The sequence below is a fragment of the Pseudomonas sp. AK106 genome, assembly GCF_053903055.1.
On the sequence record NZ_CP096426.1, the window covers coordinates 1,255,450 to 1,282,063 of the forward strand.

Consider the following 26,614-nt stretch of genomic DNA (forward strand, 5'->3'; position numbering starts at 1 on the left):
TATAGGTCACAGCTTCGCAGCTGTGGCCTTTGTTGTTTCAGGGTCCAGGAAACTGGAGCAGACACAGGTGTCACGGGAAGCCGCGACACACAGATGCTTCGCGAGCCTGCGGGCTCGTACCGCTTAACCATGCTCGTTGTAAACGGGAGCCATATGTCGATACCACGCTTGAAACCTTACCTGGCCTGGATGGCCGCTGTGCTGATGCTTGGACAGGTCTTCACTGCTCAGGCCGAAGCCCTGCCGGACTTCACCTCTCTGGTGGAGCAGGCTTCCCCTGCAGTCGTCAACATCAGTACGCGTCAAAAACTGCCGGACCGCGCGGTTGCCCAGGGTCAGATGCCTGATCTGGAAGGCCTGCCACCGATGCTTCGTGAATTCCTTGAGCGCAGCACGCCGCCAGGCTCCCGTGCGCCAGGGGGCGGCAAGGGGGATCGTCAGCGTGAGGCGCAGTCACTCGGCTCGGGCTTCATCATCTCCGCCGACGGGTTCATCCTGACCAACAATCACGTGATCGATGGTGCCGATGAGATTCTCGTGCGTCTTTCAGATCGCAGCGAAATGAAGGCCAAGCTGATCGGCACCGATCCTCGTACCGACGTCGCGGTGCTGAAGATCGACGGCAAGGACCTTCCCACCGTCAAGCTGGGTAATTCCGACAAGCTGAAAGTCGGTGAATGGGTGCTGGCGATCGGCTCGCCGTTCGGCTTCGATCACTCCGTGACCAAAGGCATCGTCAGCGCCAAGGGCCGCAGTCTGCCGAATGATACCTACGTGCCATTCATCCAGACCGATGTGGCGATCAACCCGGGTAACTCGGGTGGGCCGCTGTTCAACATGGCGGGCGAAGTGGTGGGTATCAACTCGCAGATCTTCACCCGTTCCGGTGGCTTCATGGGCCTGTCGTTCGCCATCCCGATCGACGTGGCGATGGATGTTGCCAACCAGCTCAAGGCCAGTGGCAAGGTCAATCGTGGCTGGTTGGGCGTCGTCATCCAGGAAGTGAACAAAGACCTGGCCGAATCCTTCGGTCTGGACAAGCCGGCCGGTGCGCTGGTGGCTCAAGTGCTTGAAGACGGACCGGCCGCCAAAGGTGGTTTGCAGGTCGGCGACGTGATCCTGAGCGCCAATGGCACGCCTATCGTCATGTCCGCAGACTTGCCGCACCTGATTGGCAACCTGAAAGACGGCAGCAAGGCCGAGCTGGAAGTGATTCGCGACGGCAAGCGTCAGAAGCTCACGGTGACTGTGGGTGCACTGCCGGCCGAAGGCGAAGAGATGGGCGCGGCTGACACCGGTGTTGAGCGCAGCAGCAACCGCCTGGGCGTTTCCGTGGTCGATCTGACCGCTGAACAGATGAAGTCGCTGGACCTGAAGGGCGGCGTCGTCATCAAGGAAGTCCAGGACGGTCCTGCGTCGCTGATCGGTCTGCAGTCGGGTGATGTCATCACTCACCTGAACAACCAGGCGATCACTTCGTCCAAGCAGTTCACTGAAGTGGCCAAGGGCTTGCCGAAGAATCGCTCTGTCTCCATGCGCGTGCTGCGTCAGGGTCGTGCGACATTCATCACGTTCAAACTGGCGGAATAACCCGTCGGGAACAGCAAAAAGGAGCGGTCAGACCGCTCCTTTTTTTGTGCCCCCAGGGTGCATGGCGAGCAGGCGCTGCGCGTGAACGTGACGCCTGATCGTTCCTTCAGGTACAATTCCCGGCTATTTTTGGCGGGCAGTCTGCCTGCGACCTTTTTCGAGTGTTGATCCGTGAGTGATTTGAGTCATATCCGCAATTTCTCCATCATCGCCCACATTGACCATGGCAAGTCGACGCTGGCTGACCGATTTATCCAGATGTGCGGCGGCCTGACCGAGCGCGAGATGGAAGCTCAGGTCCTCGATTCCATGGACCTGGAGCGTGAGCGCGGGATTACGATCAAAGCCCACAGCGTCACGCTTTATTACAAAGCGAAGGACGGGATCACCTACCAGCTCAACTTTATTGATACCCCGGGGCACGTTGACTTCACCTACGAAGTCAGCCGCTCGCTGGCGGCATGTGAGGGCGCGTTGCTGGTGGTCGATGCCGGTCAGGGCGTAGAAGCCCAATCCGTCGCCAACTGCTACACCGCTATCGAACAGGGCCTGGAAGTCATGCCGGTCCTGAACAAGATTGACCTGCCCCAGGCCGATCCGGACCGGGTCAAGGAAGAAATCGAAAAGATCATCGGCATTGATGCCACCGACGCCGTGGTCTGTAGCGCCAAGACCGGCCTGGGCGTCGACGAAGTGCTGGAGCGTCTGGTTCACACCATCCCGGCACCGACCGGCAACATCGAAGATCCCCTGCAAGCGCTGATCATCGATTCGTGGTTCGACAACTACCTGGGCGTTGTTTCCCTGGTGCGTGTGCGTCACGGCCGCGTCAAGAAGGGCGACAAGATTCTGGTCAAGTCGACCGGCAAGATGCACCTCGTCGATAGCGTGGGCGTGTTCAACCCCAAGCACAGCGCCACCGCTGATCTGAAAGCGGGCGAAGTGGGCTTCATCATCGCCGGCATCAAGGACATTCACGGCGCGCCAGTGGGTGACACCCTGACCCTGAGCACCACCCCGGACGTTCCGGTGCTGCCCGGTTTCAAGCGCATCCAGCCGCAGGTCTACGCCGGTCTGTTCCCGGTCAGCTCCGATGACTTCGAAGACTTCCGCGACGCGCTGCAAAAGCTGACGCTGAATGACTCTTCCCTGCAGTATCTGCCGGAAAGCTCGGACGCGCTGGGCTTCGGCTTCCGCTGCGGCTTCCTCGGCATGCTGCACATGGAGATCATCCAGGAGCGCCTTGAGCGCGAGTACGACCTTGACCTGATCACCACCGCACCGACGGTCATCTTCGAGCTTCTGCTGAAGACCGGTGAAACCATTTACGTCGACAACCCGTCGAAATTGCCAGACCTGTCCACCATCGAGGACATGCGCGAGCCGATCGTGCGGGCGAACATTCTTGTGCCTCAAGAGCACCTGGGCAACGTCATTACGCTGTGTATCGAGAAGCGTGGCATTCAGCACGACATGCTGTTCCTCGGCACGCAGGTCCAAGTGACCTACGATTTGCCGATGAACGAAGTGGTGCTGGATTTCTTCGACCGACTGAAGTCGACCAGCCGCGGTTATGCGTCGCTGGACTACCATTTCGATCGCTATCAGTCGGCCAATCTGGTTCGCCTGGACGTGATGATCAACGGCGACAAGGTCGACGCTCTGGCGCTGATCGTGCACCGTGATAACGCCGCCTACAAAGGCCGCGCGTTGACCGAAAAGATGAAAGAACTGATTCCTCGTCAGATGTTCGACGTGGCAATCCAGGCCGCCATTGGCGGTCAGATTATCGCGCGTACAACCGTCAAGGCGCTCAGAAAGAACGTACTGGCCAAATGTTACGGTGGTGACGTCAGCCGTAAGCGCAAGCTGCTCGAGAAGCAGAAGGCCGGTAAAAAACGCATGAAGCAGGTCGGCAACGTGGAAATTCCACAAGAAGCCTTTCTTGCAGTGCTCAGGTTGGAATAGTCAGGCCCTATGTCACTAAATTTCCCGCTGTTGCTGGTCGTCGCCGTGTTTGTCTGCGGTTTGCTGGCCCTGTTCGATCTGGTCATATTGGCGCCGCGTCGCCGTAACGCGATAGCGAACTATCAGGGCAGCGTGAGCCAGCCTGATGTCGCGGTCGTGGAGCGGTTGAACAAGGAGCCGTTTCTGGTCGAATACGGCAAATCGTTCTTTCCGGTGTTGTTCATCGTTCTGGTCCTGCGCTCGTTTCTGGTTGAGCCGTTCCAGATCCCGTCGGGCTCGATGAAACCGACGCTGGACGTGGGCGATTTCATCCTGGTCAACAAGTTCTCGTATGGCATCCGCCTGCCGGTGATCGACCTCAAGGTCATCCCGGTCGGAGACCCGCAGCGTGGTGACGTGATGGTGTTCCGTTACCCAAGCGATCCCAACGTGAACTACATCAAGCGGGTGATCGGCCTGCCAGGTGACGTGATTCGCTACACCAACGACAAGCAGTTGTTCATCAACGGTCAGTTGGTGGCCAAGCAGCTGATCGGTTCGGAGCCGGGCACGCTGGGCAGCGCAGAGCTTTACAACGAGAAGCTGGGCGAAGTGGAACACCAGATCCGTCAGGAAATGAGCCGCTACCGCGCGCCGCCTGATCATGAATGGACCGTTCCGGCCGCGCACTACTTCATGATGGGCGACAACCGCGACAATTCGAATGACAGCCGTTACTGGGATGATCCCAACATTCCCAAGGACGAGCTGGGCATGGTCCCCGACAAGAACATCGTCGGCAAGGCCTTCGCGGTCTGGATGAGCTGGCCTGAACCCAAGCTCAGCCACTTTCCGAACTTCTCGCGAGTCGGTCTGATCAAGTAACCGATGCGGCGCTGCCATTGGCAGCGCCGTATGTCATTCAGGGCCATGTTGCGTGGCCGATCTCGCAGGTGACAGGGAAGGGCTACTCTTGAAAACAATCATGACGTCTGCCGGTCCGCAAAAAGGCCTCTCGTTCATCGGCTGGCTGGTGTTGCTGGCGATTCTGGCGTTCCTTGGAAGCGCTGCCGCCAAGATCGTGCCGCATTACATGGACTACCTGTCTATGAAGAAAATCATCGAAAGTGCCGGCACTGACCGCACGGCAGACATCACCAACGCCGGTGACCTTTACGCCTATGTGGCCAAAGGTATGCAGGTTAATAACATTCGGGATTTGGATTTGAACAAGGCGTTAACTGTGACGACGGAGAACAACAGGTTCCTCGCTCATTTGAACTACGAAAAACGTGAGTCACTGATCCAGAACATCGATCTGGTGGTCAAGTTCGACCACGAATTCAGCGTGGGTAAACCGTGAGCGTTTCATTGAGTCGCCTGGAGCGTCAGCTCGGCTATACCTTCAAGGATCAGGAGCTGATGATCCTGGCGCTGACCCACCGCAGCTTTGCCGGACGCAACAACGAGCGTCTGGAATTCCTCGGTGATGCCATTCTCAACTTCGTCGCCGGCGAAGCGCTGTTCGAGCGTTTCCCCCAGGCGCGTGAAGGTCAGTTGTCCCGTCTGCGCGCCCGTCTGGTGAAAGGCGAGACCCTTGCGCTTCTGGCCCGCGGTTTCGATCTGGGCGAATACCTGCGCCTGGGCTCGGGTGAGTTGAAGAGCGGCGGCTTTCGCCGTGAGTCGATTCTGGCTGACGCACTGGAAGCCCTGATCGGTGCGATCTACCTCGACGCCGGGATGGACATGGCAAGGGAGCGCGTGCTCGCCTGGCTGGCCAGCGAGTTCGAAACCCTGACCCTGGTCGACACCAACAAAGACCCGAAAACACGGCTGCAGGAATTCCTTCAGTCACGCGCCTGCGATCTGCCACGCTATGAAGTGGTGGATATCCAGGGCGAGCCGCATTGCCGAATCTTCTTCGTCGAATGCGAGATCTCTTTATTGAATGAAAAAAGCCGGGGACAAGGCGTAAGCCGTCGCATTGCCGAACAGGTAGCAGCGGCCGCAGCCCTTATCGCCCTGGGTGTGGAGAATGGCAATGACTGATTCACCTGCAACACGCTGTGGCTATGTTGCCATTGTTGGCCGGCCAAACGTGGGCAAGTCGACGCTGCTGAACCACATCCTCGGCCAGAAACTGGCAATCACGTCGCGCAAGCCGCAGACGACCCGGCACAACATGCTTGGCATCAAGACTGAAGGCGCCGTGCAGGCGGTCTATGTCGATACCCCCGGCATGCACAAAAACAGCGACAAAGCGCTTAACCGCTACATGAACAAGACCGCCTCGGCAGCGTTGAAAGACGTCGATGTGGTGATTTTCGTGGTCGACCGCACCAAGTGGACCGAAGAGGACCAGATGGTTCTCGAGCGCGTGCAGTACGTGACCGGCCCGTTGATCGTGGCGCTGAACAAGACCGATCGCATCGAAGACAAGAGCGCGCTGATGCCGCATTTGTCCTGGCTGCAGGAGCAACTGCCGAACGCCCAGATCATCCCGATCTCGGCGCAGCAGGGGCATAACCTGGAAGCGCTGGAGAAGGTCATTGCCGATCAGTTGCCGGAGAATGAGCACTTCTTCCCGGAAGATCAGATCACCGACCGCAGCAGCCGTTTTCTCGCAGCGGAACTGGTGCGCGAGAAGATCATGCGTCAGCTTGGCGCCGAGCTGCCGTACCAGATCACCGTCGAGATCGAGCAATTCAAGCAGCAGGGCAAGACGCTGCATATTCACGCGCTCATTCTGGTCGAGCGCGACGGGCAGAAGAAAATCATCATTGGCGACAAGGGCGAGCGCATCAAGCGCATTGGCTCGGATGCGCGTCGTGACATGGAAGTGTTGTTCGATTCCAAGGTCATGCTCAATCTGTGGGTCAAGGTCAAAGGCGGCTGGTCCGATGACGAGCGCGCGTTGCGTTCGCTGGGTTACGGCGACTTGTAATCTAAGCAGTCTGGTTGTGCCGAACACGTGTGGGAGCGAGCTTGCTCGCGAAGAGGATGTGACATTCAGCATTTGATGTTGACTGGGATCGCCTGTTCGCAGGCAACCTCACTCCCACAGTCGTTTCAGATTGCCCGTTCTGCCGTGTTCTTTCATCGAGATAGCCATGTCACAAACCCCTCCCGTCGGTCAGCTCGCTTATGTGTTGCACAGCCGTGCGTACCGCGAAAACAGCGCACTGGTCGATTTCATCACCCCGCAGGGTCGCTTGCGTGCGGTGTTGCGCAGCGCTCGGGGAAAGGCGGGGACGATGGCGCGTCCGTTCGTGCCGCTCGAAGTGGAGTTTCGCGGCCGGGGCGAGCTGAAGAACGTGGGGCGCATGGAAGGCGTCGGCGTCGCCACGTGGCTGGAAGGCGAGGCGCTGTTCAGCGGTCTCTATCTCAATGAATTGCTGATTCGTCTGTTGCCCGCCGAAGACCCGCACCCGGGCGTGTTCGAGCATTACGCCGCGACCCTTGTGGCCCTGGCCGAAGGGCGCGCGCTGGAACCGTTGCTGCGCTCGTTCGAATGGCGACTGCTGGACGATCTCGGTTACGGCTTTGCGCTGGATGCAGACGTCAACGGTGATCCCCTGGCCAGCGACGGCCTGTACCGGCTTCAGGTGGACGCAGGCCTTGAGCGGGTGTATCTGTTTCAGCCGGGATTGTTTCAGGGCGCCGAATTGCAGGCGATGTCTGAAGCGGACTGGACTTCGCCGGGCGCGCTGTCGGCGGCCAAGCGTCTGATGCGCCAGGCCCTGGCCGTGCATCTGGGTGGGCGGCCGCTGGTCAGCCGTGAATTGTTTCGCAAACTCTAGCGTCCAGCGGCGCAAACCTAGAAAATCCTTCCTCGCTTGCGCAATCAGCCACTACTGGCTGGCACCGCCACAGTAATCAGGAGAACCCCGTGACCCACAGCACTCGCATTCTGCTCGGCGTGAACATCGACCACGTTGCTACCCTGCGCCAGGCCCGCGGGACGCGCTATCCCGATCCGGTCAAGGCCGCGCTGGATGCCGAGGAAGCGGGTGCCGACGGCATCACCGTGCATTTGCGTGAGGACCGTCGGCACATTCAGGAACGCGATGTATTGCTGCTGAAAGACGTGCTGCAAACGCGCATGAATTTCGAGATGGGCGTCACCGAAGCGATGATGGCGTTCGCCGAGCGCATTCGGCCGGCGCACATCTGCCTAGTGCCGGAAACCCGTCAGGAACTGACCACGGAGGGCGGGCTGGATGTCGCCGGTCAGGAAGCGCGCATCAAGGCGGCGGTGGAGCGGTTGTCTGCCATCGGCAGCGAAGTGTCGCTGTTCATCGACGCCGATGAGCGCCAGATTGCCGCGTCGGCCCGGGTTGGCGCGCCGGCCATCGAGCTGCACACGGGCCGTTATGCCGATGCCGAAACCCCGGCGGCCGTCGCCGAAGAGCTCAAGCGCGTTGCCGATGGCGTTGCTTTTGGTCTGGCCCAGGGCCTGATCGTCAATGCCGGTCATGGTTTGCACTATCACAACGTTGAAGCGATCGCGGCGATCAAGGGCATCAACGAACTGAACATCGGCCATGCGCTGGTGGCCCATGCCCTGTTTGTCGGCTTCAAGTCCGCGGTATCGGAGATGAAGGCGTTGATTCTGGCAGCGGCGAGTTCTTCTCACCGCCAGTGATCTGAAGGGACGACCACCATCGCCTTCGCGAGCAAGCTCGCTCCCACGGGTGATTTGTCCGCAATGACAGCTGCGGTGTTGTCATGCTCCACGAGCGCGCGCGATGGCGCCGTTGTGGGTTTACGGCTTGCGCCCAACGATCACCGCACGCCGCGGTGCAGGCAGTCCTTCCACGGTCTTGCTGTGATCAGCGGGATCGAGAAAGTCGCTCAACGATTGAAAGCGCATCCAGTCGGTGCCGCGCTGTTCCTCTACCGTGGTGGTGCTGACGTCGACGCAGCGCACATCCACAAAACCCGCGCGGCGCAGCCACAGTTCCAGCGCGGGGACTGATGGCAGAAACCACACGTTGCGCATCTGTGAGTAGCGGTCTTCCGGCACCAGCACCTGATTCGCGTCGCCTTCCACCACCATGGTTTCCAGCACCAGCTCGCCGCCTTTGACCAGGCAATCCTTGAGTGCCAGCAGGTGATCGATGGGGGATTTGCGGTGATAGAGCACGCCCATGGAGAACACGGTGTCGAAGCCTTCCAGCCGCGCGGGTAGATCTTCCAGGGTGAACGGCAGGTGCCACGCCGGCAGGTTCGGCAGGTAGCGCTGCATGGCCTGGAACTGGCAGAAGAACAGCCAGTTCGGGTCAACGCCGATCACGCTGTCGGCCCCGGCCCCCAGCATGCGCCACTGGTAATAGCCGTTGCCGCAGCCCACATCCAGAACGCGCTTGCCTCTCAGATCAAGGTGCGGCGACACCCGCGACCATTTCCAGTCCGAGCGCCATTCGGTGTCGACGTGCACGCCGAACACATCAAAAGGGCCTTTGCGCCACGGCGACAGGCCCATCAGCGCAGCACGGGTCTGCTCGCGGGTGGCATCGTCGCAGTCGGCGTCGAGGATGAAATCGTCCTTGAGCTCGATGCGGCTTGGCGTCAGATCAGGCAAGGCATTCAGGGCGCCTTGCCAGCGTTCGAGGTCGCCGTGACCCTTTTCCATCTTCGCGTCGAGTTGCGCCTGCAGGCCTTGGGCCCAGGCATACAGTGGCGTGCCCGCCAGACGGCGGACCAGGGGAGCGAGATCAATCATGGCAGGGCAATCAACGAGGCGAAATTAAGGCACTGGAACCAGGGCACGACTTTACTGAAACCGGCGGCCAGCAAGCGCTCGCGGTGCTGCTCAAGGCTGTCGGGCTTCATCACATTTTCGATCGCGCTGCGTTTCTGCGCGATCTCCAGCTCGCTGTAACCGTTGGCGCGCTTGAAGGCGACGTGCAGATCGCTGAGCAGCGCGTGCTCTTCGGTGTCATCAAAGCGCAGCTTCTCCGACAGGATCAGCGCGCCGCCGGGCAGCAGCGACTGGCGGATGCGAGTCAAAAGGGCGAGGCGTTGCTCGGGGGCGATGAACTGCAGGGTGAAGTTCAGGGCAACGACAGAGGCCGGCTGAAACTCGAGACCCAGGATATCGCCGTCGATGACCTCCACCGGCAGCAACTCCTGGTACATCGAGTCCTGGGCGTTGAGGTATTCCCGGCAGCGCTCGACCATGGCCGACGAGTTGTCGATGGCGATCACCCGGCAATCCTCGGTCCGCACATGCCGGCGCAACGCCTGGGTGACGGCGCCCAGTGAGCTGCCCAGGTCGTAGAGCACGCTGTGGGGCTGGGCGAACTGCGCCGCGAGCACGCCGAGGTTTTCGACGATGGTCGGGTAGCCCGGTACCGAGCGCTTGATCATGTCCGGGAACACCCGCACGACGTCTTCGTTGAAAGCGAAGTCGGGCACCTGGGGCAGCGGCTGGGCGAATAGGCGGTCGGGTTCTGGGCTCACGGCGATTCCGGGGGACAAGGCGAAAAGTGCGGCATTTTAGCCAATTCCGTCCCTCGGCTGGAACCTCATCTCATCGTTCGTGTGCAGACGTTTGCCCCTCAACGGCAAAAGCCGCCCCGGTTGCACTTGGGCGGCTGAGACGCAAGCCGTGTTATCAGTATGTCCAGCTTACCGACGCGGTTAAGTTGCGTGGATCACCGAAGTTGCTTTGGTTGTAGCGCAGGCTCTGTTGGTATTTCTCGTTGGTGAGGTTGTTGAGGTTGAACTGGGTGCTCCAGTGCTGATCGATGTCATAGCGGGTCATCAGGCCGATGAGCGCGTAGGCGTCCTGCCGGGCGGCCGGTGCGTCGTCGTTCTGGGTCTTGCTCTGCCAGCTCAGGCTGCCGCCGACCTTGACCTTCGGTGCCATTGGCAACTGGTAGGTCATGGACGACTTCAGGGCGTGGCGCGGGATGAATTTGCGCGCACGGCTGTCGTTGTCGTCGGTGATATAGACGTAGGTGTACCCGCCGTTGATTTGCAGGCCGGGTGCCACTTCGCCGGACGCTTCCAGCTCCAGGCCGCTGCTGTCGTAGGACATCGCCTCGTACACGTAGCCGCCAAGGCTGGCGTCATACACCGAACTACCCGGCACGTTGTCCTGCTTGGCATGGAACACCGCTGCGCTGACGTTGAGCTTCTTGTCCAGCAACTGGCCCTTGATGCCCGCTTCATAGCTTTTGCCTTCAAGCGGATCGAGCACCCGGCCTTGGCCGTCGAGGTAATACTGCGGATTGAAGACTTCGGTGTAACTGGCGTACAGCGCGTATTCCGGGGTCAGGTCGTAGACGATACCGGCGTACGGCGTGACTTTGCCGTGAATGCGCACCTTGCGCGCGGAGCCGTAGTTGTCGCCATTGCTGTCGGCGCTGAGCATGCGGGCACCGGTGATCAAATGCAGGTCGTCGGTCAGGCTGAAACGCGCGCCGGCGTAAACGCTCTTCTGGCGATCGGTGTAGTTCGAGGTCGCAGCGGGCAACGCGGCGACGTAATTCGGCTGCGGCAGGTAGCCATGCAGCGCATCCTCAAGGGTCACAGGCGAGTAGTTGAGGGCGTCACCGTACTGCGACGATTCGCGGTTGCGCTGGCGTGCAGCGTTCGCCCCTAGCGTGAGTTGATGTTCGCGACCGCCCAGCATGAAGGGGCCGCTCAGGGAGTAATCACCACTGAGTTCGAGGTTCTTGTCTTTGTACTTGGAGCCCAACCCGGTGTAACCGGTGGGTGAGGTGCTGTCGCCGTACATGTAGAACATCTCGGTGTCTTCGCGGTGCTCGGCGCCGGCGACGGTCAGCTTCGACTTCCAGTCATTGGCGAAGGTGTGTTCCCACTCGCCAAACGCGCGTTGCGTGTGAACATCCCAATGCACCCACGGCTGGGAAATATTGGAATGGGTGCTGCTGTAATGAATAGCGTTGCCACTGGCGTCGACCAGCGGCAGTGCGCCCCAGCTTGAGCCATTGGCGTTGGTTTTCTGGTCCTCGTAACCCAGGGTCAGCGTGTCACTGTCGCTCAGGTCGAATGCCAGCAGACCGCTGAAGATGTTCTTCTCGCGGGAGTAACGATCAAGGTATGAGTTGCCGTTTTCGTTGGCGTAGATGACGCGTCCGCGCACGTTGCCTGAGTCGGTCAGTGGCCCGGAAACGTCGATGTCCACCCGGCGTTTGTCCCAGGAACCGGCAGTCACGTCGATCTTCGCCTGGGGATCGTAGGTCGGGCGTTTGCGGATGAAGTTGACCGTGGCCGAAGGGTTGCCGGATCCGGACATCAAACCGTTGGCGCCGTGAACGATATCGACCTGTTCATAGGGCGCCAGGTCAATGTCGCCCACCAGCAACCCATTGGTCATCGGCATGGCCGTGCCGTCGTACTGGAAGTTGTTGATGTCGAAACCGCGCGCGGTGAAGTAGGTGCGGTCAGTTTCGACTTTCTGCACGTTGACGCCGGGGGTACTGGTTAATACGTCGCGAATGCTGTTGAGCTTGAAGTCATCCATTTGCTCGCGCTTGATGTTGGTAATACCTTGAGGCGTTTGCTGTTTGGTCAGGTCCAGCCGGGTAGTGGTACTGCCGGGTTTGCCCTGGTAACCGAGCGGGTCGCCGGTGTCCCCGTAGGTGGCGGTTGATGTCACGTCGGTGGCGGGCAGGCTGAGCGCTGTGTCTTCGGCATTCGCTGTGTTGAGCACGCTCAGTGCGATTAACGAAAGGGCCTTTGGGCAAAAGGGGATCGAGTGGCGCATGGCGGGCGAAGCTCCGGCGAATGTAACAAATGATGATGGTTCTCAATTATCGGCAAGTTATAATTGAGAATCAATGTCATTTATCGATGTTCACCCCACTGCATTAAAGCTTTCCCATCCTCAGTCGAAGAACCTTAGTTGCAACCCATTTCATTACCAGACACAGGGAACCGTGGCATGCATGCGTTCAAGGCGTTGTACGAGTCCGTCGAGCGGCAGTTTTTCGATTCTTTGACCAAGAAGCTGTCGAGCCTTTTCCTGATGGTGATGGTGAGCGCCGTGGTGTACTGGGTGGCCGTAAGCATCCGCGCGGACATTCTGCTTCAGTTGCGCAGCGCGCAGTTGCCGGCGGGGACGCTAGGCATGATCGAAGGCAAACTCGATGTGCTGAGCAACGCCATTCTGGGCAGCACGCTGTTCACCCTGTGTCTGGTCAGTTTCATGGTCTGGTATTTCCGCCACCTGATCGTGCGGCCGGTGACCCAGATGACGCTGGCGCTGGAAGGCATTGCCAATGGCGAGGGCGACCTGTCCAAGGACTTGCCGCTGTTGACCCATGATGAAATTCGCGTGCTGGCGAGCACCTGCAACCGGTTTCTCGCCAAGCAGCGGGAGATCATCAGCAGCGTTCAGGCGCTGACCGTGCACATTGCCGTGGAGTCCGCGCGCTCGCTGAAAAACATCAGCGATTCCAGCGACAGCGCGACCCATCAGGCGCGCTTCGCCAGGGAAGTCATGGAGCAGAGCAACGACGCAGTCGGGCGGATTGCCGAGGTGTCCCGGCAGACCCAGGGCATTTCCGGGACCACCGCGCAGAACCTCAGCATGGCCCGCGACTCCTACACCGAGCTGCTGGAAGTGACCGGCAACATCAGTGAGATTTCCACCAGCCTGAATGAATTCGGTACGCTGGTGTCGGCGTTGAACCAACGCTCGTCGAGCATCAAATCCATCGTCGGATTGATTCAACAGATTTCCTCCCAGACCAACCTTCTGGCGCTCAACGCGGCGATCGAGGCGGCGCGTGCGGGGGAGAGCGGCCGTGGTTTCGCGGTGGTTGCCGACGAAGTCCGGACCCTGGCCCAGAACGTCAGTCGCGCCACCGAGGACATTTCCCAGAACATCGACGCCATGCTGCTGGAAGTGAGCTCGACCCACGAGCAGACCACCCAGATCAGCCACAGCGCCCGGGAGACCCAGAAAGTGGTCGAGCGCGCGTCAGGGCATTTCGAGAGCATGATCGGCGATTTCGAATCCACTCACATCAAGTTGGAAGACATCGCCTCGCACATCTTGCAGTTCGCCGACAGCAACACCGGCATCAATAATCGCGTCACCCAGATTCATGCGGACAGCCAGTCCATCGACCAGCGCATGCAGCATTCCGCTACCGCCACCCGCGATCTGTCGGGCGTGGCGGAAAAGGTCCAGGCGCTGCTGGGACGCTTTGTCCTCGGGCACGGCGCGCTGGACGCCGGCATTACCCGCGCCAGTCATTGCCGCGACCGACTCCAGGTGCGTCTGGCCGCGCTGCAACGTGAAGGGGTCAACCTGTTCGATCAGAACTACAAACTGATCCCCGGGACTGACCCCAAGCAATACACGACCAGCTACAGCGAGCGCTTCGCCCAGATCTGTCAGGAGGAGTGCGACGCGCTGACCAAAGGCACGCTGGGGGGCAAGGTCACCTTCATCGTTGACGCCAAGGGCTACTGCCCGGTGAATAACAGCTGGGTGTCGAAAAAACCTACGGGTGACCGGGCTGTCGACCTGCCGGTCTGCCGGAACAAGCGCATGTTCGCTGACCCCATCGGCCTGCGTGCAGCGGGTAACCAACAGCGCTTCCTGTTGCAAACCTACCTGCGCGACACGGGGGAAATCATGACCGAGATCGACGTGCCGTTTTTCTTCGACGGCCGTCATTGGGGCAACTTGCGCATGGGCTTCGATGCGGCGCAGTTACTGACCGAATGACGGGGCTTACGCCAGTGCTTGGCGACTTGCATGGACGGGGACAGATTGATTTACGGAGAAGCGTGTAACTAAATCAGTCCCCTTTCGATCAGTTCACGGTGATCACGCAGTCGAAAGTGCGTTCTGGCGCCACTTCCGGCGCCCACGGCTGCTGGTAGACCATCATCAGATGGCCCGTGCCTGCATTGGCGGCTCGGTAGCGCCAGACTGACTGACCGCCTTCACCCACCAGACCTACATCTTTAGAGGCATTGAACACCTCAGGCCCGAGGCTGGCGAGTATCGACGGCGCGGGGTTTTGCATCAGCCAGCGGTGCCCGGTGGTGGGGTTGCTGGGCAGCATCAGCATGAGGGTCTGGCCGGTTTTGAGGGTGAGCGGGCAGTCTTGCTGATCGTCCAGGGAAACGATCTGCTTCGGTGTCGCCGCGCAAGCGGCAAGGAGGGAGAGGCTGAGCGGGACGAGCAGGCGGGCAGGGGTCATGAAGGCTCCGGTCGTGGGCAACGTTTGGGGTGAGGATAACCGAAGATCGGGTGGTTTTAAGCGTGCCTGGACGGGGACAGATTAATTTACGGAGAAGCGTGTAAATAAATCTGTCCCCTGTGATGCTTTAAATAAATCAGTCCCCTTTGATGCGATGCTGTGATGCTGCCCCGTGATGCTTGGTTAAGCCTGCACCTCAACCACGTTCGCAGGTGACTGGGCCAAATGCGTTGGTTCAGAGAACGAATTGGGAAATGTACCTGGAAATTTCGACGATGGAGGTCTTCCCGGTGAATTCGAACTTCACTTTGCCCAGGGCTGAGAAGTAGATCTCGAGTTCCGAGTCGAGGTCGAAGGTGCCGGACGTTTCCACCGAGTAGGCCACGATGTTTTTATACGGCAATGAAGTGAAGTCCTTCTTGCTGCCGGTAATGCCTTGCACGTTGACGGAAATGATCCGCTTGGTCGTGAAGACAACGCCGTCGCGCATCGACTTGTAGGCGTCGATGACGGTTTCATCCTCAAGCAGCAGCGCGGCCACACGCTCAGCGTATTCGTTGTTCTGCTTGAGTTTGAAAAAGCCTTTGTTGTTGAAGTCGAGCATGTTGAACTCCTTGTCTGTGAGGCCGACTTCCACAGGTCACGATTCGCCCCTGTGGAAGTGATGCTGGTCCGTCTTAGAACAATATCTTCGCCACATCCGCAAAGCGTTTAGCGAAGTGTGCGGTGATGCCTTCTTTCAGGTAATCCGGCAGTTCTTCGAAGTTGCCTCGGTTGGCTTCCGGGAGGATCAGCTCGTAGATCTTCTGCCGCCGCGCCGCAATGACCTTCTCCCGCACGCCGCCAATCGGCAGTACGTGGCCGGTCAGGGTCAGTTCGCCGGTCATCGCCACGCCTTTTTTGGGCGCCTGGTTACGCGCCAGCGACAGCAGCGCGCTGGCCATGGTCACGCCCGCACTTGGCCCGTCTTTCGGCGTCGCACCTTCCGGCACGTGCAAGTGGACGAAGGCTTCGTCGAAGAAGCTCTTATCGCCGCCAAACTTCGCCAGATTGGAGCTGACGTAGCTGTAAGCGATTTCGGCAGATTCCTTCATCACGTCGCCCAGCTGGCCGGTGAGCTTGAAGCCGCGGTTGAGCGTATGGATCCGTGTCGCTTCGATCGGCAGCGTCGCGCCGCCCATGCTGGTCCAGGCCAGGCCGGTGATCACGCCGGTGCCCGACAGCACTTGCTCGTTGCGGAACACGGCCATGCCCAAAGAGGCTTCCAGCTCTTTCGGGCCGATCTTGACCACGGTGTCCGGGTTGTCCAGCAGCTTGACCACCGCTTTGCGCACCAGTTTGCCCAACTGTTTTTCCAGCTGCCGCACACCGGCTTCCCGCGCGTACCCGTCAATCACCGCGCGCAATGCACTGTCGCTGATCATCAGGCTGTTTTTCGAAACGCCGGCCTTGGCCAGTTGCTTGGGCCACAGGTGGCGCTTGGCAATGGCGAGCTTTTCTTCGCTGATATAGCCGGACAGCCGAATCACTTCCATACGGTCCAGCAGCGGGCCGGGGATCGAGTCCAGGGTGTTCGCGGTGCAGATGAACAGGACCTTCGAGAGGTCCAGACGCAGGTCCAGATAGTGGTCGAGGAATTCGACGTTCTGTTCCGGGTCCAGGGTTTCGAGCAGCGCCGAGGCCGGGTCGCCCTGGAAGCTCTGGCCCATCTTGTCGATCTCGTCGAGCATGATGACCGGGTTCATGACCTCCACGTCTTTCAGCGCCTGCACCAGCTTGCCCGGCTGGGCGCCGATGTACGTGCGACGGTGGCCCTTGATCTCGGCCTCGTCGCGCATGCCGCCAACGCTGAAACGGTAGAACGGACGGCCCAGGGATTCTGCGATGGATTTGCCGACGCTGGTTTTACCCACGCCCGGCGGGCCGACCAGCAGCACGATGGAGCCGGAGATTTCACCCTTGTAGGCGCCGACGGCCAGGAACTCGAGGATGCGGCTCTTGATGTCATCGAGGCCGGCGTGGTGTTGATCGAGCACCTTGCGCGCATGTTTCAGATCGAGCTTGTCGTCACCGAACACGCCCCACGGCACCGAGCTTGCCCAGTCCAGGTAGTTGCGGGTGACGGCGTATTCCGGCGAACCGGTTTCCAGCACCGACAGCTTGTTGATCTCTTCGTCGATGCGCTTGCGCGCCTGCGGCGGCAGGGTCTTGCCCACCAGACGCTCTTCGAACTGTTCGATGTCAGCGCTGCGGTCGTCCTTGGTCAGCCCCAGTTCCTGCTGAATGACCTTGAGCTGTTCCTTGAGGAAGAACTCACGCTGGTGCTCGCCGATCTTGCGGTTCACTTCGGCGGAGATTTCTTTCTGCAGGCGCGCGACTTCGACTTCCTTGCGCAGCATCGGCAGGACTTTCTCCATGCGCTTGAGCACGGGCACGCAATCGAGCACCTGCTGCAGCTCGACGCCTGTGGCGGAGGTCAGGGCAGCGGCGAAGTCGGTGAGCGGCGACGGGTCGTTGGGGCTGAAGCGATTGAGGTAATTCTTCAATTCTTCGCTGTACAGCGGGTTGAGCGGCAGCAGCTCCTTGATCGCGTTGATCAGCGCCATGCCGTAGGCCTTGACCTCGTCGGTCGGCTCGTTGGGCTGATGCGGGTATTCGACCTCCACCAGAAACGGCGGGCGGTGGTGCTTGAGCCAGGTCTTGATGCGCACGCGGCTCAGGCCTTGGGCGACGAACTGCAGCTTGCCGTTTTCACGGCTGGCGTGGTGCACCTTGACCAGCGTGCCGTACTCCGGCAACGCCTTGGTGTCGAAATGACGGGGATCGTCGGGCGGGGTGTCCATGAAGAATAGCGCCAGGGAGTGGTGATCAGACTTGCTGACGAGCTCCAGCGTTTCGGCCCAGGGCTCTTCGTTGACGATGACCGGCAGCACTTGGGCGGGGAAGAAAGGACGGTTGTGGATCGGAATGATGTACACCTGATCCGGCAGGTTCTGGCCGGGCAGGGCGAGGCGCTTGCTGTCGGAGCCGAGGATTTCGTGCTCGTGATCGTCGTCCGGGTGCGGCTGGTTGGCGTCGGATTGCTGGTCGCTCATGGGGCACCTGCATAAATGGAGATGAGCCTTAGATGGGGCAGATTGGCTCAGGTTTCAATAGCGTCGGTCGATAGCAATGACGGGGGATCGTTTTAAAGCCTGTAAGGCGTTGCGCCAGGCCGTGGCATTCCACTAATGAAGGCCATGTGCTTTGCTGGAAGTCCGTCTGATATCGCTGACCGCCGATGTGGGCTACGCTGGAAATCATCGCCACGGAGGCTCTGCCGGCCTCGCTGTCTGGAACATCTGTCATGCGCCACGTTTTTATTTCATTGTTGCTGGTTGTAACCGCGCTGCAGGGCACCCTTGCCAGTGCGGCCAGCCTGACCGCCGAATTCGTTGATGCCCAGGGCAAGCCGCTTCCCGACGCGGTGGTTACCCTGCGCGGCGCAACGGCGCCGCCTGCCGGGCCGATGAAAGCCGACATGGACCAGCGCGATGTGCAATTTGCCCCCCACGTGCTGGCCGTCCGCAGTGGGACGGAAATCAGTTTCCCCAACAGCGATCAAATCCGCCATCAGGTGTATTCGTTCTCGACGCCCAAGCGTTTTGAATTGCGGTTGTATGGCGGTACCCCGTCGGCCCCCGTGCTGTTCGACAAGCCGGGCGTGGTCGTGCTCGGCTGCAACGTCCACGACAACATGATCGGGTATGTGTACGTCACCGACGATGGCTGGTTCGGCGTCAGCAACGACAAGGGCGCGCTGACCCTGGATCAAGTGCCCGCCGGTCACTACGCCGTCACTCTCTGGCACCCCCAGGGGGCCGACATGCTGCCCGTGTCCGGTGTCGACATCGACATCCCGGCCGGCGGCCTCAAGCAACGGTTTACCATCGCTGTACAGCCCAACGCCGATAACACCCCGGCCGCGCCGACGCCCAGCGCGTTCGGCGATGCCTTTCATAAAGCAGCCCACGAATGAAGGTGCGCATCAGCTTTCAGGCGCGGATTGCCGGCGTGTTGATCATGCTGCTGCTGATCGTGGTCTTCGCCGTGTTTATTGCGGTGAGAGCGGCGACCCAGGACGCGGTTCGCAAGCAGGCCCAGGCACAGCTCGAAGTCGGCACCCGGGTGTTCGAAGGTTTGCTTGAAATGCGCGGCAAGCGGCTGCGCGACGCCGTGCAATTGCTGTCCACCGATTTCGGCTTCCGTGACGCCGTGGCATCGGCGGACTCGGCGACCATCCGCTCGGTGCTGCTCAATCACGGCGCCAGAATCAACGCCAATGACATGTTCCTGCTGGGCATGGACGGCACGGTCATGGCCAGCACCGTCGCGCAGATCCCCGAAGGCTCGCCGTTCCCCTATACCCAGGCGTTGCGTGAGCTCAAGGGCAAGAATCAGTCGATGCTCATCGTGCCGTTGCAGGGCCAGCCGCACTTGCTGGTGGAGAGCACGGTCCTCGCACCGCTGCCGATTGCGCGCGTGGTGATGGGCTTCAGCATGGACGGTGATCTGGCGCAGGAACTGCGCTCGTTGAGCGGTTTGCAGGTGTCGTTTCTGTCGATCGTGCAAAAGCAGCCGGGTCAGATGATCAGCACCCAGCCGGCGCCGCTGTTCGACAGCCTGCGCGGGGTGATGATGAACCCGCCCAGCGACGAGATGCAGATGACCGAGCATCAGAACCAGAGTTTTCTGAGCAAAACCCTGCGCCTGGGGAGCAACAGCGACAGCGAGGTCGTGGCCCTGCTGCAGAGCCCGCTGGATCAGGCCATGCAGGCATTCGCGCCGCTGGACAAGACGCTGTTCTGGATCACTGTCGTGGCGCTGGCGTGCTCGCTGGTCGGCGCGTTGTTACTGGCGCGCAACCTGTCGCGGCCGGTGAGTGCCCTGGCCCAAGCGGCCCGGCGCATTGGCGAAGGTGATTACGCCACCCCCGTGGTGCTGGATCGCCGGGATGAACTGGGGCTGCTCGCCAGCGCTATCAATTCGATGCAGAGCGGGATCGCCGAGCGTGAGCTGCAACTGGCCCACAACGCCCTGCATGATCCACTCACCGGGCTGCCCAATCGCGCGCTGGTCATGGAACGCCTCGGCAGCGCAGTCATTGCTCAACGGCCAGTGGCCCTGCTTTATCTGGGCATCGATAACTTCCGCGCGATCAGTACCAACGTCGGTCTCGAGGGAGTCGAGCAACTGCTGCGCATCATCAGCGAGCAACTGCAGGAGCCGCTGCGTCCCGGTGATACGGTGGCGCGGCTCTCCGACAACGAATTTCTGCTGCTGGTGCACAACGCTGAAACCGACAGTGCCGTCGCGGTGGCCGACCGGCTGCAGCGTCTATTGGTCAAGCCTCAGCGCATTGGCGAGCAGGACATCGCGATGGATGCCTGCATCGGCATCGCGGCCTATCCGGCCAATGGCGATTCGGCGTCCGAGTTGCTCAGACGTGCCTCCATTGCGCGGCAAGACGCGGCGCAGCTGCCGGGGCGTCTGCAGGTCTATGTGGACGGTCGCGATGTCGCCCACTTGCGCCAGATCAGCCTGATCCGCGACCTGCGTCAGGCCGCGCGCAATGGCGAACTGTCCCTGCATTACCAGCCCAAACTGGACATCCGCAACGGCCGCGTGACTCAGGCCGAAGCCTTGCTGCGCTGGCAGCACCCGCAATTCGGCTCGGTGTCCCCGGCCGAGTTCATCGTGCTGGCAGAGCGCACCGGCAGTATTCAGATCCTCACCAACTGGGTGATCGAAGAAGCCCTGCGCCAGTTGGCCGAATGGGCGTATCGCGGTCTGGTTCTGCAAGTGTCGGTGAACATCTCGGCGGACGACCTGTTGGACGGCAATCTGGCTGACCGCGTTGCTGCGCTGCTCAAGCTGTACCGCGTGCCGGCCGAACAGTTGATTTTCGAGATCACCGAAAGCGCCATCATGCGCGAGCCCGAGCAGTCGCTGAAGGTGCTCAATCGCCTGCGCGAATTCGGCATCAGCCTGTCGGTGGATGATTTCGGCACCGGTTACTCCTCGCTGGCGCACCTCAAGCGGCTGCCGGTGCAGGAATTGAAGATCGATCAGTCCTTCGTGCGCGATCTGGATGAAACCAGCGAAGACGCCGTCATCGTGCGGTCGACCATCGAGATGAGCCACAACCTGGGCCTGAAGGTGGTCGCCGAGGGCGTCGAGTACGAACACAGCCTCCGTCTGCTGGAGCGGTGGCATTGCGATACCGCGCAAGGCTACCTGATCAGCCGTCCGCTCGATGCGATCGCTTTCGAAGCCTGGATTGCCCGCTCCCAGCTCCCACCCCGCATGACGGTGTATTGATGGAACACGGACTTATGGCACGACGCCTTTCGACGTACTTGAATCCCGTGCTGCTTGCCAGCGTGGTCGGAGGCTGTGCGACATGGTTCGCGCCGGCAGTCGGAGCCGAGCAGGGGCGCCTGATCGCCACCGGCGGCGCCAGCAGCATTGAAGGCGGCGCAGGCGGCGGGATCATCCCCTGGGCCATGCTGGCCGGGTATGACGAGCAGGGCGAGTGGGGCGGCAACGCGTTCGCCACCCACGTCGACTTGCCGGACTACACCCTCGATGTGGTCGGCGCTGCAGCGTCCTACGGCAATCGAGTTGAGGTTTCCTACGCCCATCAACGCTTCGACCTGGGCTCACTTGTCAGCAAGCTCAACCTCCCGGATGACAACCTCACCCAGGACATCTTCGGCGTGAAGGTTCGCCTGTTTGGCGACCTGATCTACGATCAGTTGCCGCAGGTGTCGGCGGGGCTGGAATACAAACACCAGAATGATTTCCTCATCCCCAGCCTGGTGGGCGCCAAGCGCGATTCGGACGTCGAGGGTTATGTCACCGCGAGCCGTCTGTTCATGGGCGCGGCCTTTGGCTACAACCTGGTGGTCAACGCCGGCCTGCGTTACAGCCGTGCCAACGAAACCGGGTTGATGGGCTTTGGCGGCGACCGGCGCGATACCCGCAGCGTACTGAAAGAGGGCGGCGCAGCCATCCTGTTCAACCCGCATTGGGCAGTGGGCATGGACTACCGCGAGAAGCCCGACAATCTGTCGTTCGCCGGCGAAAGCGACTGGGCGGACTTCTTTGTCGGCTGGTTTCCCAACAAGCATGTCTCCGTGGTGCTGGCCTATGCCCGGCTCGGTGAAATCGCCACGCTGGACAACCAGAACGGGACCTACCTTTCCGTGCAGGGGAGTTTCTGATGGGGCGGTCTCTGTGGCTGATTCTCGGGCTCAGTCTGTCGTTGCTGGCGGGGTGCGCCCAACAGCCGCCCAAGGACGACAGCCTCTATCAGGACTTGGGCCAGCGCGCCGGCATCCAGAAAATCGTCGAAGGCATGCTGCTGCACATCGCTCAGGATGACCGCATTTATAAATACTTCGCCAAGGTCGATATCGTTCGGGTACGCGACAAGCTGGTGGAAAGGTTTTGCGTCGAAGCCGGCGGGCCGTGCACGTACACCGGAGACTCCCTGGAAGAAGTGCACAAGGGCATGAAACTCAGCCGCAGCGATTTCAATGCGTTGGTCGAGAACCTTATCGATGCGATGAACGAGCAGCACATTCCGGTGACCACGCAGAACCGTTTTATTGCCAGGCTGGCGCCCCAGCGTGGTGAGGTGATCGAGAAGTAGGGGCGCTAAAGGGGACCGCAAAAGGGGACGACCGCAAACAGCGCAAAAGGGGACAGATTTATTTACGGTGAAGCGTTGTAAATAAATCTGTCCCCTTTTGCGCGTTTCGGCGCGCATAAAAAAGGCGGTCACCTCACGGGACCGCCTTTTCTGTTACTGCACGACGCTAATCAGTGAAGCGGATCAATCCGGCAGTTTGTAGGCGATGACGTAATCGCCCTGTTTGGTGCCCAGCGAACCGTGACCGCCTGCAACGACCAGCACGTATTGCTTGCCGTCCTTGCCGGTGTAAGTCATCGGCGTGGTCTGGGCGCCTGCTGGCAGACGGCCTTCCCACAACTGCTTGCCGTTACGAACGTCGTAGGCGCGCAGGTACTGGTCCAGCGTGGCACTGAGGAACGACACACCACTGGCAGTGATGAACGTGCCGCCCAGGCTTGGAACGCCCATGGTCAGCGGGATCGGAACCGGCGCGCTGTCACGCACGGTGCCGTTCTTGTGCTTCCAGATGGTCTGGTGGTTGGTCAGATCGACCGCCGCCACATAACCCCACGCTGGCGCCTGGCACGGCAGGCCCATTGGCGACAGCATTGCTTCGAGGATCACACCGTAAGGCGCGCCCTTGTTCGGCTGCACGCCTTCGGTTTCGCTCTTGCGACCCGGGCCGCCTGCGACTTCAGCCGCCGGCACCAGTTTGGAACGGAACGCCATGTAGCTCGGGTTCACGAAAGCAATCTGACGCACCGGATCGACCGAAATGCCGCCCCAGTCGAACACACCGAAGTTACCCGGGTACACCAATGTGCCTTGCAGCGACGGCGGAGTGAACGGACCTTCATAACGCAGGGATTTGAAGTCGATGCGGCACAGCATCTGATCAAACGGCGTCACGCCCCACATGTCGCGCTCTTTCAGCGGCGGCGGCATGAAGTTCAGGTCGGACTTCGGCTGGGTAGGCGACGTGTGATCGCCGGCAACAGCGCCCTGGGGTACAGGGATCTCGTTGATCGGTACGATGGGCTGACCGTTGCTGCGGTCCAGCACATAGATGCTGCCTTGCTTGGTCGAGGCCAGAACAGCAGGCTTCACGCCGTCAGCGGTTTTCATGTCCATGAGCGTTGGCTGACCGCCGACGTCCATGTCCCACAGGTCGTGGTGAGTGAATTGGAAGCTCCATTTCACGTGACCGGTGGCGATGTCCAGCGCGACCAGACCGGCGCTGAATTTCTCCGAGGCCTCGGTGCGGTCGCCGCCCCACTGATCAGGCATCTGGTTGCCCATCGGCAGGTAGAGCATGCCCAGCTTTTCGTCGACGCTGAACATCGACCACATGTTGGGCGAGTTGCGGGTGTAGGTCTTGCCCTCGGCAAGCGGCGTGGTGTCGTCCGGATTGCCGCTGTCCCAGTTCCAGACCAGCCGGCCGGTGTGCACGTCGAACGCACGGATCACGCCCGACGGCTCGTCGGTGGAAACGTTATCGGTGACGTGACCGCCAATGACCACGAGGTCTTTGGTCACTGCCGGTGGCGACGTCGAATAGTAACCGCCCGGTGCGTAAGTGCCGATGTTGGCGCTCAGGTCGATCGAACCGTTGGTGCCGAAGTCTTCACACATCTTGCCGGTGTCGGCGTTCAGGGCGATCAGACGGGTGTCGGCGGTCGGCAGGAAGATGCGACGCGGGCAGGCATTGGCTGCGCCGGCAACCGCCGGAGCGGCCGGGCTTTGCGCAGGTGCGGCAGCGTCGGCCGGCGCGGTGGCAGCGTAGGCGGCGTCATCGTGATACGACACGCCACGGCAGGTCATGTGCGCCCAACCCTTGAAGTTGGCCGCCTTGCCGCTGCTGATCTTCGGATCGAAGCGCCAGATTTCCTTGCCGGTGTCCGGGTCCAGTGCGATGACCTGGCTGTGCGGCGTGCAGACGTAGAGCATGCCGTTGACTTTCAGCGGAGTGTTTTCGGCCGTGGTCTCACCCGGGTCGTTCGGACCCGGAATGTCGCCCGTGCGATAGGTCCACGCCGGGACCAGCTTGCTGACGTTGTCCGGGGTGATCTGCGACAGCGGCGAGTAGCGATCGCCGAAGGCCGTGCGGCCGTAGGACTGCCAGTCGCCGTCAGGCATGGCCGGCGCGGCGCTGGTGGTGCCGGCGGTTTCGCGGTCCAGTTGGCCTTTGATTTCACCGGGGTTAGTAAATTGGCTGGCCAGCGCGGCGATGCCCGCCACGATCACAGCGGCGCCCAATGCGCGGGTACCCGTATCGCCGACCTGGCCACGCAGGACTGGACGACGGAACCATGGCAGCAGCATCACGATGCCCAGGGCAAACCAGAGTGCCAGACGCGGCACCAGCTGCCACCAATCCAGACCCACTTCCCATAGCGCCCACACGGTACTGGCGAACAGCACCAGTGCGTACAGGCTGAATGCCGCGCCGCGACCCATCATCAGCAGGACGCCGGTGATGGCGAAGCCGATGCCGGCCAGCAGGTAGTAAAGCGACCCGCCCAGCGTCAGCAGTTTGATGCCGCCGACCAGCAAGGCCAGGCCCATTATCAGAATGACCAGCCCGAGCAAGCTCGGAAGCAGGCGACCCTTACCGAAAGCACCCTCAGTGCTCATAAGTGTTGTACTCCGTAACGATGTGGTGGTTAACGCGTGTTGGCGTGAAGGCGCGGCGGATAAGCCATGCCTTCAATGCCGATGCCTGGGTGCAGACGGGCGAGCTGGGCTGATCAGAACGAGGACTGGATTTTCAACCCCGCGACCAGCGCGTCATCAACCTGATTCACACCGCCCGGATGGCGGATGAATTGCAGGTTCGGGCGCACGGTCAGCCAGTTGGCGACGTGCACGCCGTAGTAGATTTCGGCGTTGTATTCGGTGTCCTGCACGGGCATGAACGCCGGGTCGTTGTAGTCCGCAACGCCTTCGGCCTGATTGCGCAGGTTGCTGTTCTTCCGGTACGCCGGGTTGACGTGGATGCGGCTGATGCCGACGCCGATGTCATCCTCGGGGCGCGCATCGAACGGGCCTTTGTACGTCGCACCGAGGGCAACGAAGTTGTCGATCATGTTGGTTTTCTTGTCGTGCAGCGTGCCGTTGGCGAACAGGCTCAAGCCGCGGTCGTTGTCGCTGGACTCGCTGGTGACTTGCTGGCGCAGGGTCAGCCACATGCCGTGTTTGCTGGACGACGAGGCGTAGTCATCGCCGCTCCGGGCGGCGTATCGACCGTTGCTGTCCTTGGAAACGTCGCTGCTTTCGGCGGTGCTGTAGTAGTAACCGGCGCGGTATTCGCCCGGCAGGCCGTTGACCTTCGGCGACCAGACCACCTCGACCGGCAACACGGCGCCCTGGGTACCGCTGCCGCTGAGTTTGAAGGCGTTATCGTTTTCCAGGTTGGAGGGGTTCTGCTCGAACGCACCAACCTGCACGAACAGTTCAGGGCTCAGCTGATATTTGACGCGCATTGCCCACTGGCTGACCGGCCAGTTGTACCAGATCCCGCCGTCCCAGTTGCCGACCTGGGAGCCGCACAGTGCCAGGTTCTGGAAGTCGCACGGGAAGGTGTTGAAATCTTCGCCTTCGTTGAACCGGCCGACCTTGACGCTGAGCGTCTGGTCGAGAAATTTCTGCTGGTACCAGAGGTCGGTCAGGCGTGTGACGTTGCCGCGGCCCCAGACTTCCTGGGACGACGAAATGGTGCCGGTGCGCGGATCGCCCACGCGGTCGTTGCTGATGTTGTCGCCGTTACGGTTGGTGAGGGTCAGTTGAAATTCAGCGTCGTGCCAGCCGAGGATCTTCTGCAAATCCATGTGCGCACCGAGGGCGAACTGGTCGCTGTAACGGGTCGCCTTGTCATGGTTGTAACCGCCGTGCAGGTTGGAGCCCACTTCGATGACTGAGTCGAGCTTGAAGTCGTAGCCCTGTTCGGAAAGCTCACTGCGCTTGCCGCCCCAGTCACCCAGCATCCACGGCGACGCGCTGTCGAACGCCGGCGCAGCATGGGCGCAGCTTGCAAAGCCCAGCGCGGCAAGGCTCAGGGCGCTGGCATGACGAAGGGCTCGGGACGATTTGCAGGTCGGGCGTTTCAGATGACGGGGCATAGGGCGTGAGGTCTTTTTGAGTTATTCGAGAGCAAAGGGCGACGCCGCTCGCAATGCTTGGGAGGCGCATTGCAAGGTCTTAATCA

General features: G+C 60.8%; 21 protein-coding genes. 13 read left to right on the forward strand and 8 right to left on the reverse strand.

Going from position 1 to position 26,614, the window contains the following annotated elements; all coding sequences use genetic code 11:
• Positions 1-153: 153 nt before the first annotated feature.
• The 8 genes from M1E04_RS05740 to pdxJ all read left to right on the forward strand — a co-directional run bounded on the left by M1E04_RS05740 (position 154) and on the right by pdxJ (position 8,182).
• On the forward strand, positions 154-1,590 hold the full coding sequence (locus M1E04_RS05740) for a DegQ family serine endoprotease (protein ID WP_065992446.1): 1,437 nt from the start codon (positions 154-156) through the stop codon (positions 1,588-1,590).
• A 171-nt stretch (positions 1,591-1,761) separates the two neighbouring features.
• Positions 1,762-3,558 carry a translation elongation factor 4 gene (gene lepA / locus M1E04_RS05745; RefSeq protein ID WP_065992448.1) on the forward strand — a complete coding sequence of 599 codons (1,797 nt, stop codon included), beginning with the start codon at positions 1,762-1,764 and terminating at the stop codon, positions 3,556-3,558.
• A gap of 9 nt (positions 3,559-3,567) precedes the next feature.
• Complete coding sequence (lepB, locus tag M1E04_RS05750; RefSeq protein ID WP_065992450.1) at positions 3,568-4,422, forward strand: signal peptidase I; 855 nt, start codon at positions 3,568-3,570, stop codon at positions 4,420-4,422.
• Between the two features lie 100 nt (positions 4,423-4,522).
• Positions 4,523-4,900 (forward strand): DUF4845 domain-containing protein, encoded by a 378-nt coding sequence (locus M1E04_RS05755; protein WP_065992452.1) that lies wholly within the window; start codon positions 4,523-4,525, stop codon positions 4,898-4,900.
• The gene (gene rnc, locus M1E04_RS05760) at positions 4,897-5,586 is read left to right on the forward strand and encodes a ribonuclease III (RefSeq protein WP_065992454.1); all 690 of its coding nucleotides are present in this window, start codon (positions 4,897-4,899) and stop codon (positions 5,584-5,586) included. Before M1E04_RS05755 ends, rnc begins: the two co-directional genes overlap by 4 nt.
• Entirely contained in the window at positions 5,579-6,481 is a 903-nt protein-coding gene (era, locus tag M1E04_RS05765; RefSeq protein ID WP_065992456.1) for a GTPase Era, read from the forward strand. The genes rnc and era overlap by 8 nt, the downstream gene beginning before the upstream one ends.
• Positions 6,482-6,647: 166 nt before the next feature.
• Complete coding sequence (recO, locus tag M1E04_RS05770) at positions 6,648-7,337, forward strand: DNA repair protein RecO (protein WP_065992457.1); 690 nt, start codon at positions 6,648-6,650, stop codon at positions 7,335-7,337.
• Between the two features lie 89 nt (positions 7,338-7,426).
• Positions 7,427-8,182 (forward strand): pyridoxine 5'-phosphate synthase, encoded by a 756-nt coding sequence (gene pdxJ, locus M1E04_RS05775; protein ID WP_192135214.1) that lies wholly within the window; start codon positions 7,427-7,429, stop codon positions 8,180-8,182.
• A 120-nt stretch (positions 8,183-8,302) separates the two neighbouring features.
• On the opposite strand, the gene cmoB is transcribed toward pdxJ, so the two are convergent.
• From cmoB to M1E04_RS05790, 3 genes are all read right to left on the reverse strand, one after another.
• The gene (cmoB, locus tag M1E04_RS05780; protein ID WP_369318394.1) at positions 8,303-9,262 is read right to left on the reverse strand and encodes a tRNA 5-methoxyuridine(34)/uridine 5-oxyacetic acid(34) synthase CmoB; all 960 of its coding nucleotides are present in this window, start codon (positions 9,260-9,262) and stop codon (positions 8,303-8,305) included.
• Positions 9,259-10,002, reverse strand: coding sequence for a carboxy-S-adenosyl-L-methionine synthase CmoA (gene cmoA / locus M1E04_RS05785; RefSeq protein WP_065992462.1), 744 nt, complete (start codon positions 10,000-10,002; stop codon positions 9,259-9,261). The genes cmoB and cmoA overlap by 4 nt, the downstream gene beginning before the upstream one ends.
• A gap of 154 nt (positions 10,003-10,156) precedes the next feature.
• Complete coding sequence (locus M1E04_RS05790; protein WP_456292532.1) at positions 10,157-12,277, reverse strand: TonB-dependent siderophore receptor; 2,121 nt, start codon at positions 12,275-12,277, stop codon at positions 10,157-10,159.
• 177 nt (positions 12,278-12,454) lie between these two features.
• Here M1E04_RS05790 and M1E04_RS05795 point away from each other — a divergent pair, with 177 nt between their 5' ends.
• On the forward strand, positions 12,455-14,251 hold the full coding sequence (locus tag M1E04_RS05795; RefSeq protein WP_456292533.1) for a methyl-accepting chemotaxis protein: 1,797 nt from the start codon (positions 12,455-12,457) through the stop codon (positions 14,249-14,251).
• Between the two features lie 88 nt (positions 14,252-14,339).
• On the opposite strand, the gene M1E04_RS05800 is transcribed toward M1E04_RS05795, so the two are convergent.
• The 3 genes from M1E04_RS05800 to lon form a co-directional block, all read right to left on the reverse strand.
• The gene (locus tag M1E04_RS05800) at positions 14,340-14,732 is read right to left on the reverse strand and encodes a protease inhibitor I42 family protein (RefSeq protein WP_192135206.1); all 393 of its coding nucleotides are present in this window, start codon (positions 14,730-14,732) and stop codon (positions 14,340-14,342) included.
• Between the two features lie 235 nt (positions 14,733-14,967).
• Complete coding sequence (locus tag M1E04_RS05805) at positions 14,968-15,336, reverse strand: PH domain-containing protein (RefSeq protein WP_065992476.1); 369 nt, start codon at positions 15,334-15,336, stop codon at positions 14,968-14,970.
• Between the two features lie 73 nt (positions 15,337-15,409).
• Complete coding sequence (lon, locus tag M1E04_RS05810; protein WP_456292534.1) at positions 15,410-17,827, reverse strand: endopeptidase La; 2,418 nt, start codon at positions 17,825-17,827, stop codon at positions 15,410-15,412.
• Positions 17,828-18,078: 251 nt separating this feature from the next.
• On the opposite strand from lon, the gene M1E04_RS05815 reads away from it, so the two are divergent.
• The 4 genes from M1E04_RS05815 to M1E04_RS05830 are packed head-to-tail and all read left to right on the forward strand — an operon-like array spanning position 18,079 to position 22,428.
• Positions 18,079-18,750: a methylamine utilization protein gene (locus M1E04_RS05815; RefSeq protein ID WP_456292535.1), complete on the forward strand. Its 672-nt coding sequence runs from the start codon at positions 18,079-18,081 to the stop codon at positions 18,748-18,750.
• The gene (locus tag M1E04_RS05820) at positions 18,747-21,092 is read left to right on the forward strand and encodes a bifunctional diguanylate cyclase/phosphodiesterase (protein WP_065992482.1); all 2,346 of its coding nucleotides are present in this window, start codon (positions 18,747-18,749) and stop codon (positions 21,090-21,092) included. The genes M1E04_RS05815 and M1E04_RS05820 overlap by 4 nt, the downstream gene beginning before the upstream one ends.
• Positions 21,093-21,106: 14 nt before the next feature.
• The gene (locus M1E04_RS05825; protein WP_296309160.1) at positions 21,107-21,997 is read left to right on the forward strand and encodes a DUF3034 family protein; all 891 of its coding nucleotides are present in this window, start codon (positions 21,107-21,109) and stop codon (positions 21,995-21,997) included.
• Positions 21,997-22,428, forward strand: a complete 432-nt coding sequence (locus tag M1E04_RS05830) for a group I truncated hemoglobin (RefSeq protein WP_456292536.1) — start codon at positions 21,997-21,999, stop codon at positions 22,426-22,428. The genes M1E04_RS05825 and M1E04_RS05830 overlap by 1 nt, the downstream gene beginning before the upstream one ends.
• A gap of 183 nt (positions 22,429-22,611) precedes the next feature.
• Here M1E04_RS05830 and M1E04_RS05835 read toward each other — a convergent pair whose 3' ends face one another.
• Together M1E04_RS05835 and M1E04_RS05840 are read right to left on the reverse strand one after the other, a co-directional pair.
• Positions 22,612-25,044 (reverse strand): glucose/quinate/shikimate family membrane-bound PQQ-dependent dehydrogenase, encoded by a 2,433-nt coding sequence (locus tag M1E04_RS05835; protein ID WP_456292537.1) that lies wholly within the window; start codon positions 25,042-25,044, stop codon positions 22,612-22,614.
• 113 nt (positions 25,045-25,157) lie between these two features.
• Complete coding sequence (locus M1E04_RS05840; RefSeq protein ID WP_456292538.1) at positions 25,158-26,528, reverse strand: carbohydrate porin; 1,371 nt, start codon at positions 26,526-26,528, stop codon at positions 25,158-25,160.
• Positions 26,529-26,614: the final 86 nt, after the last annotated feature.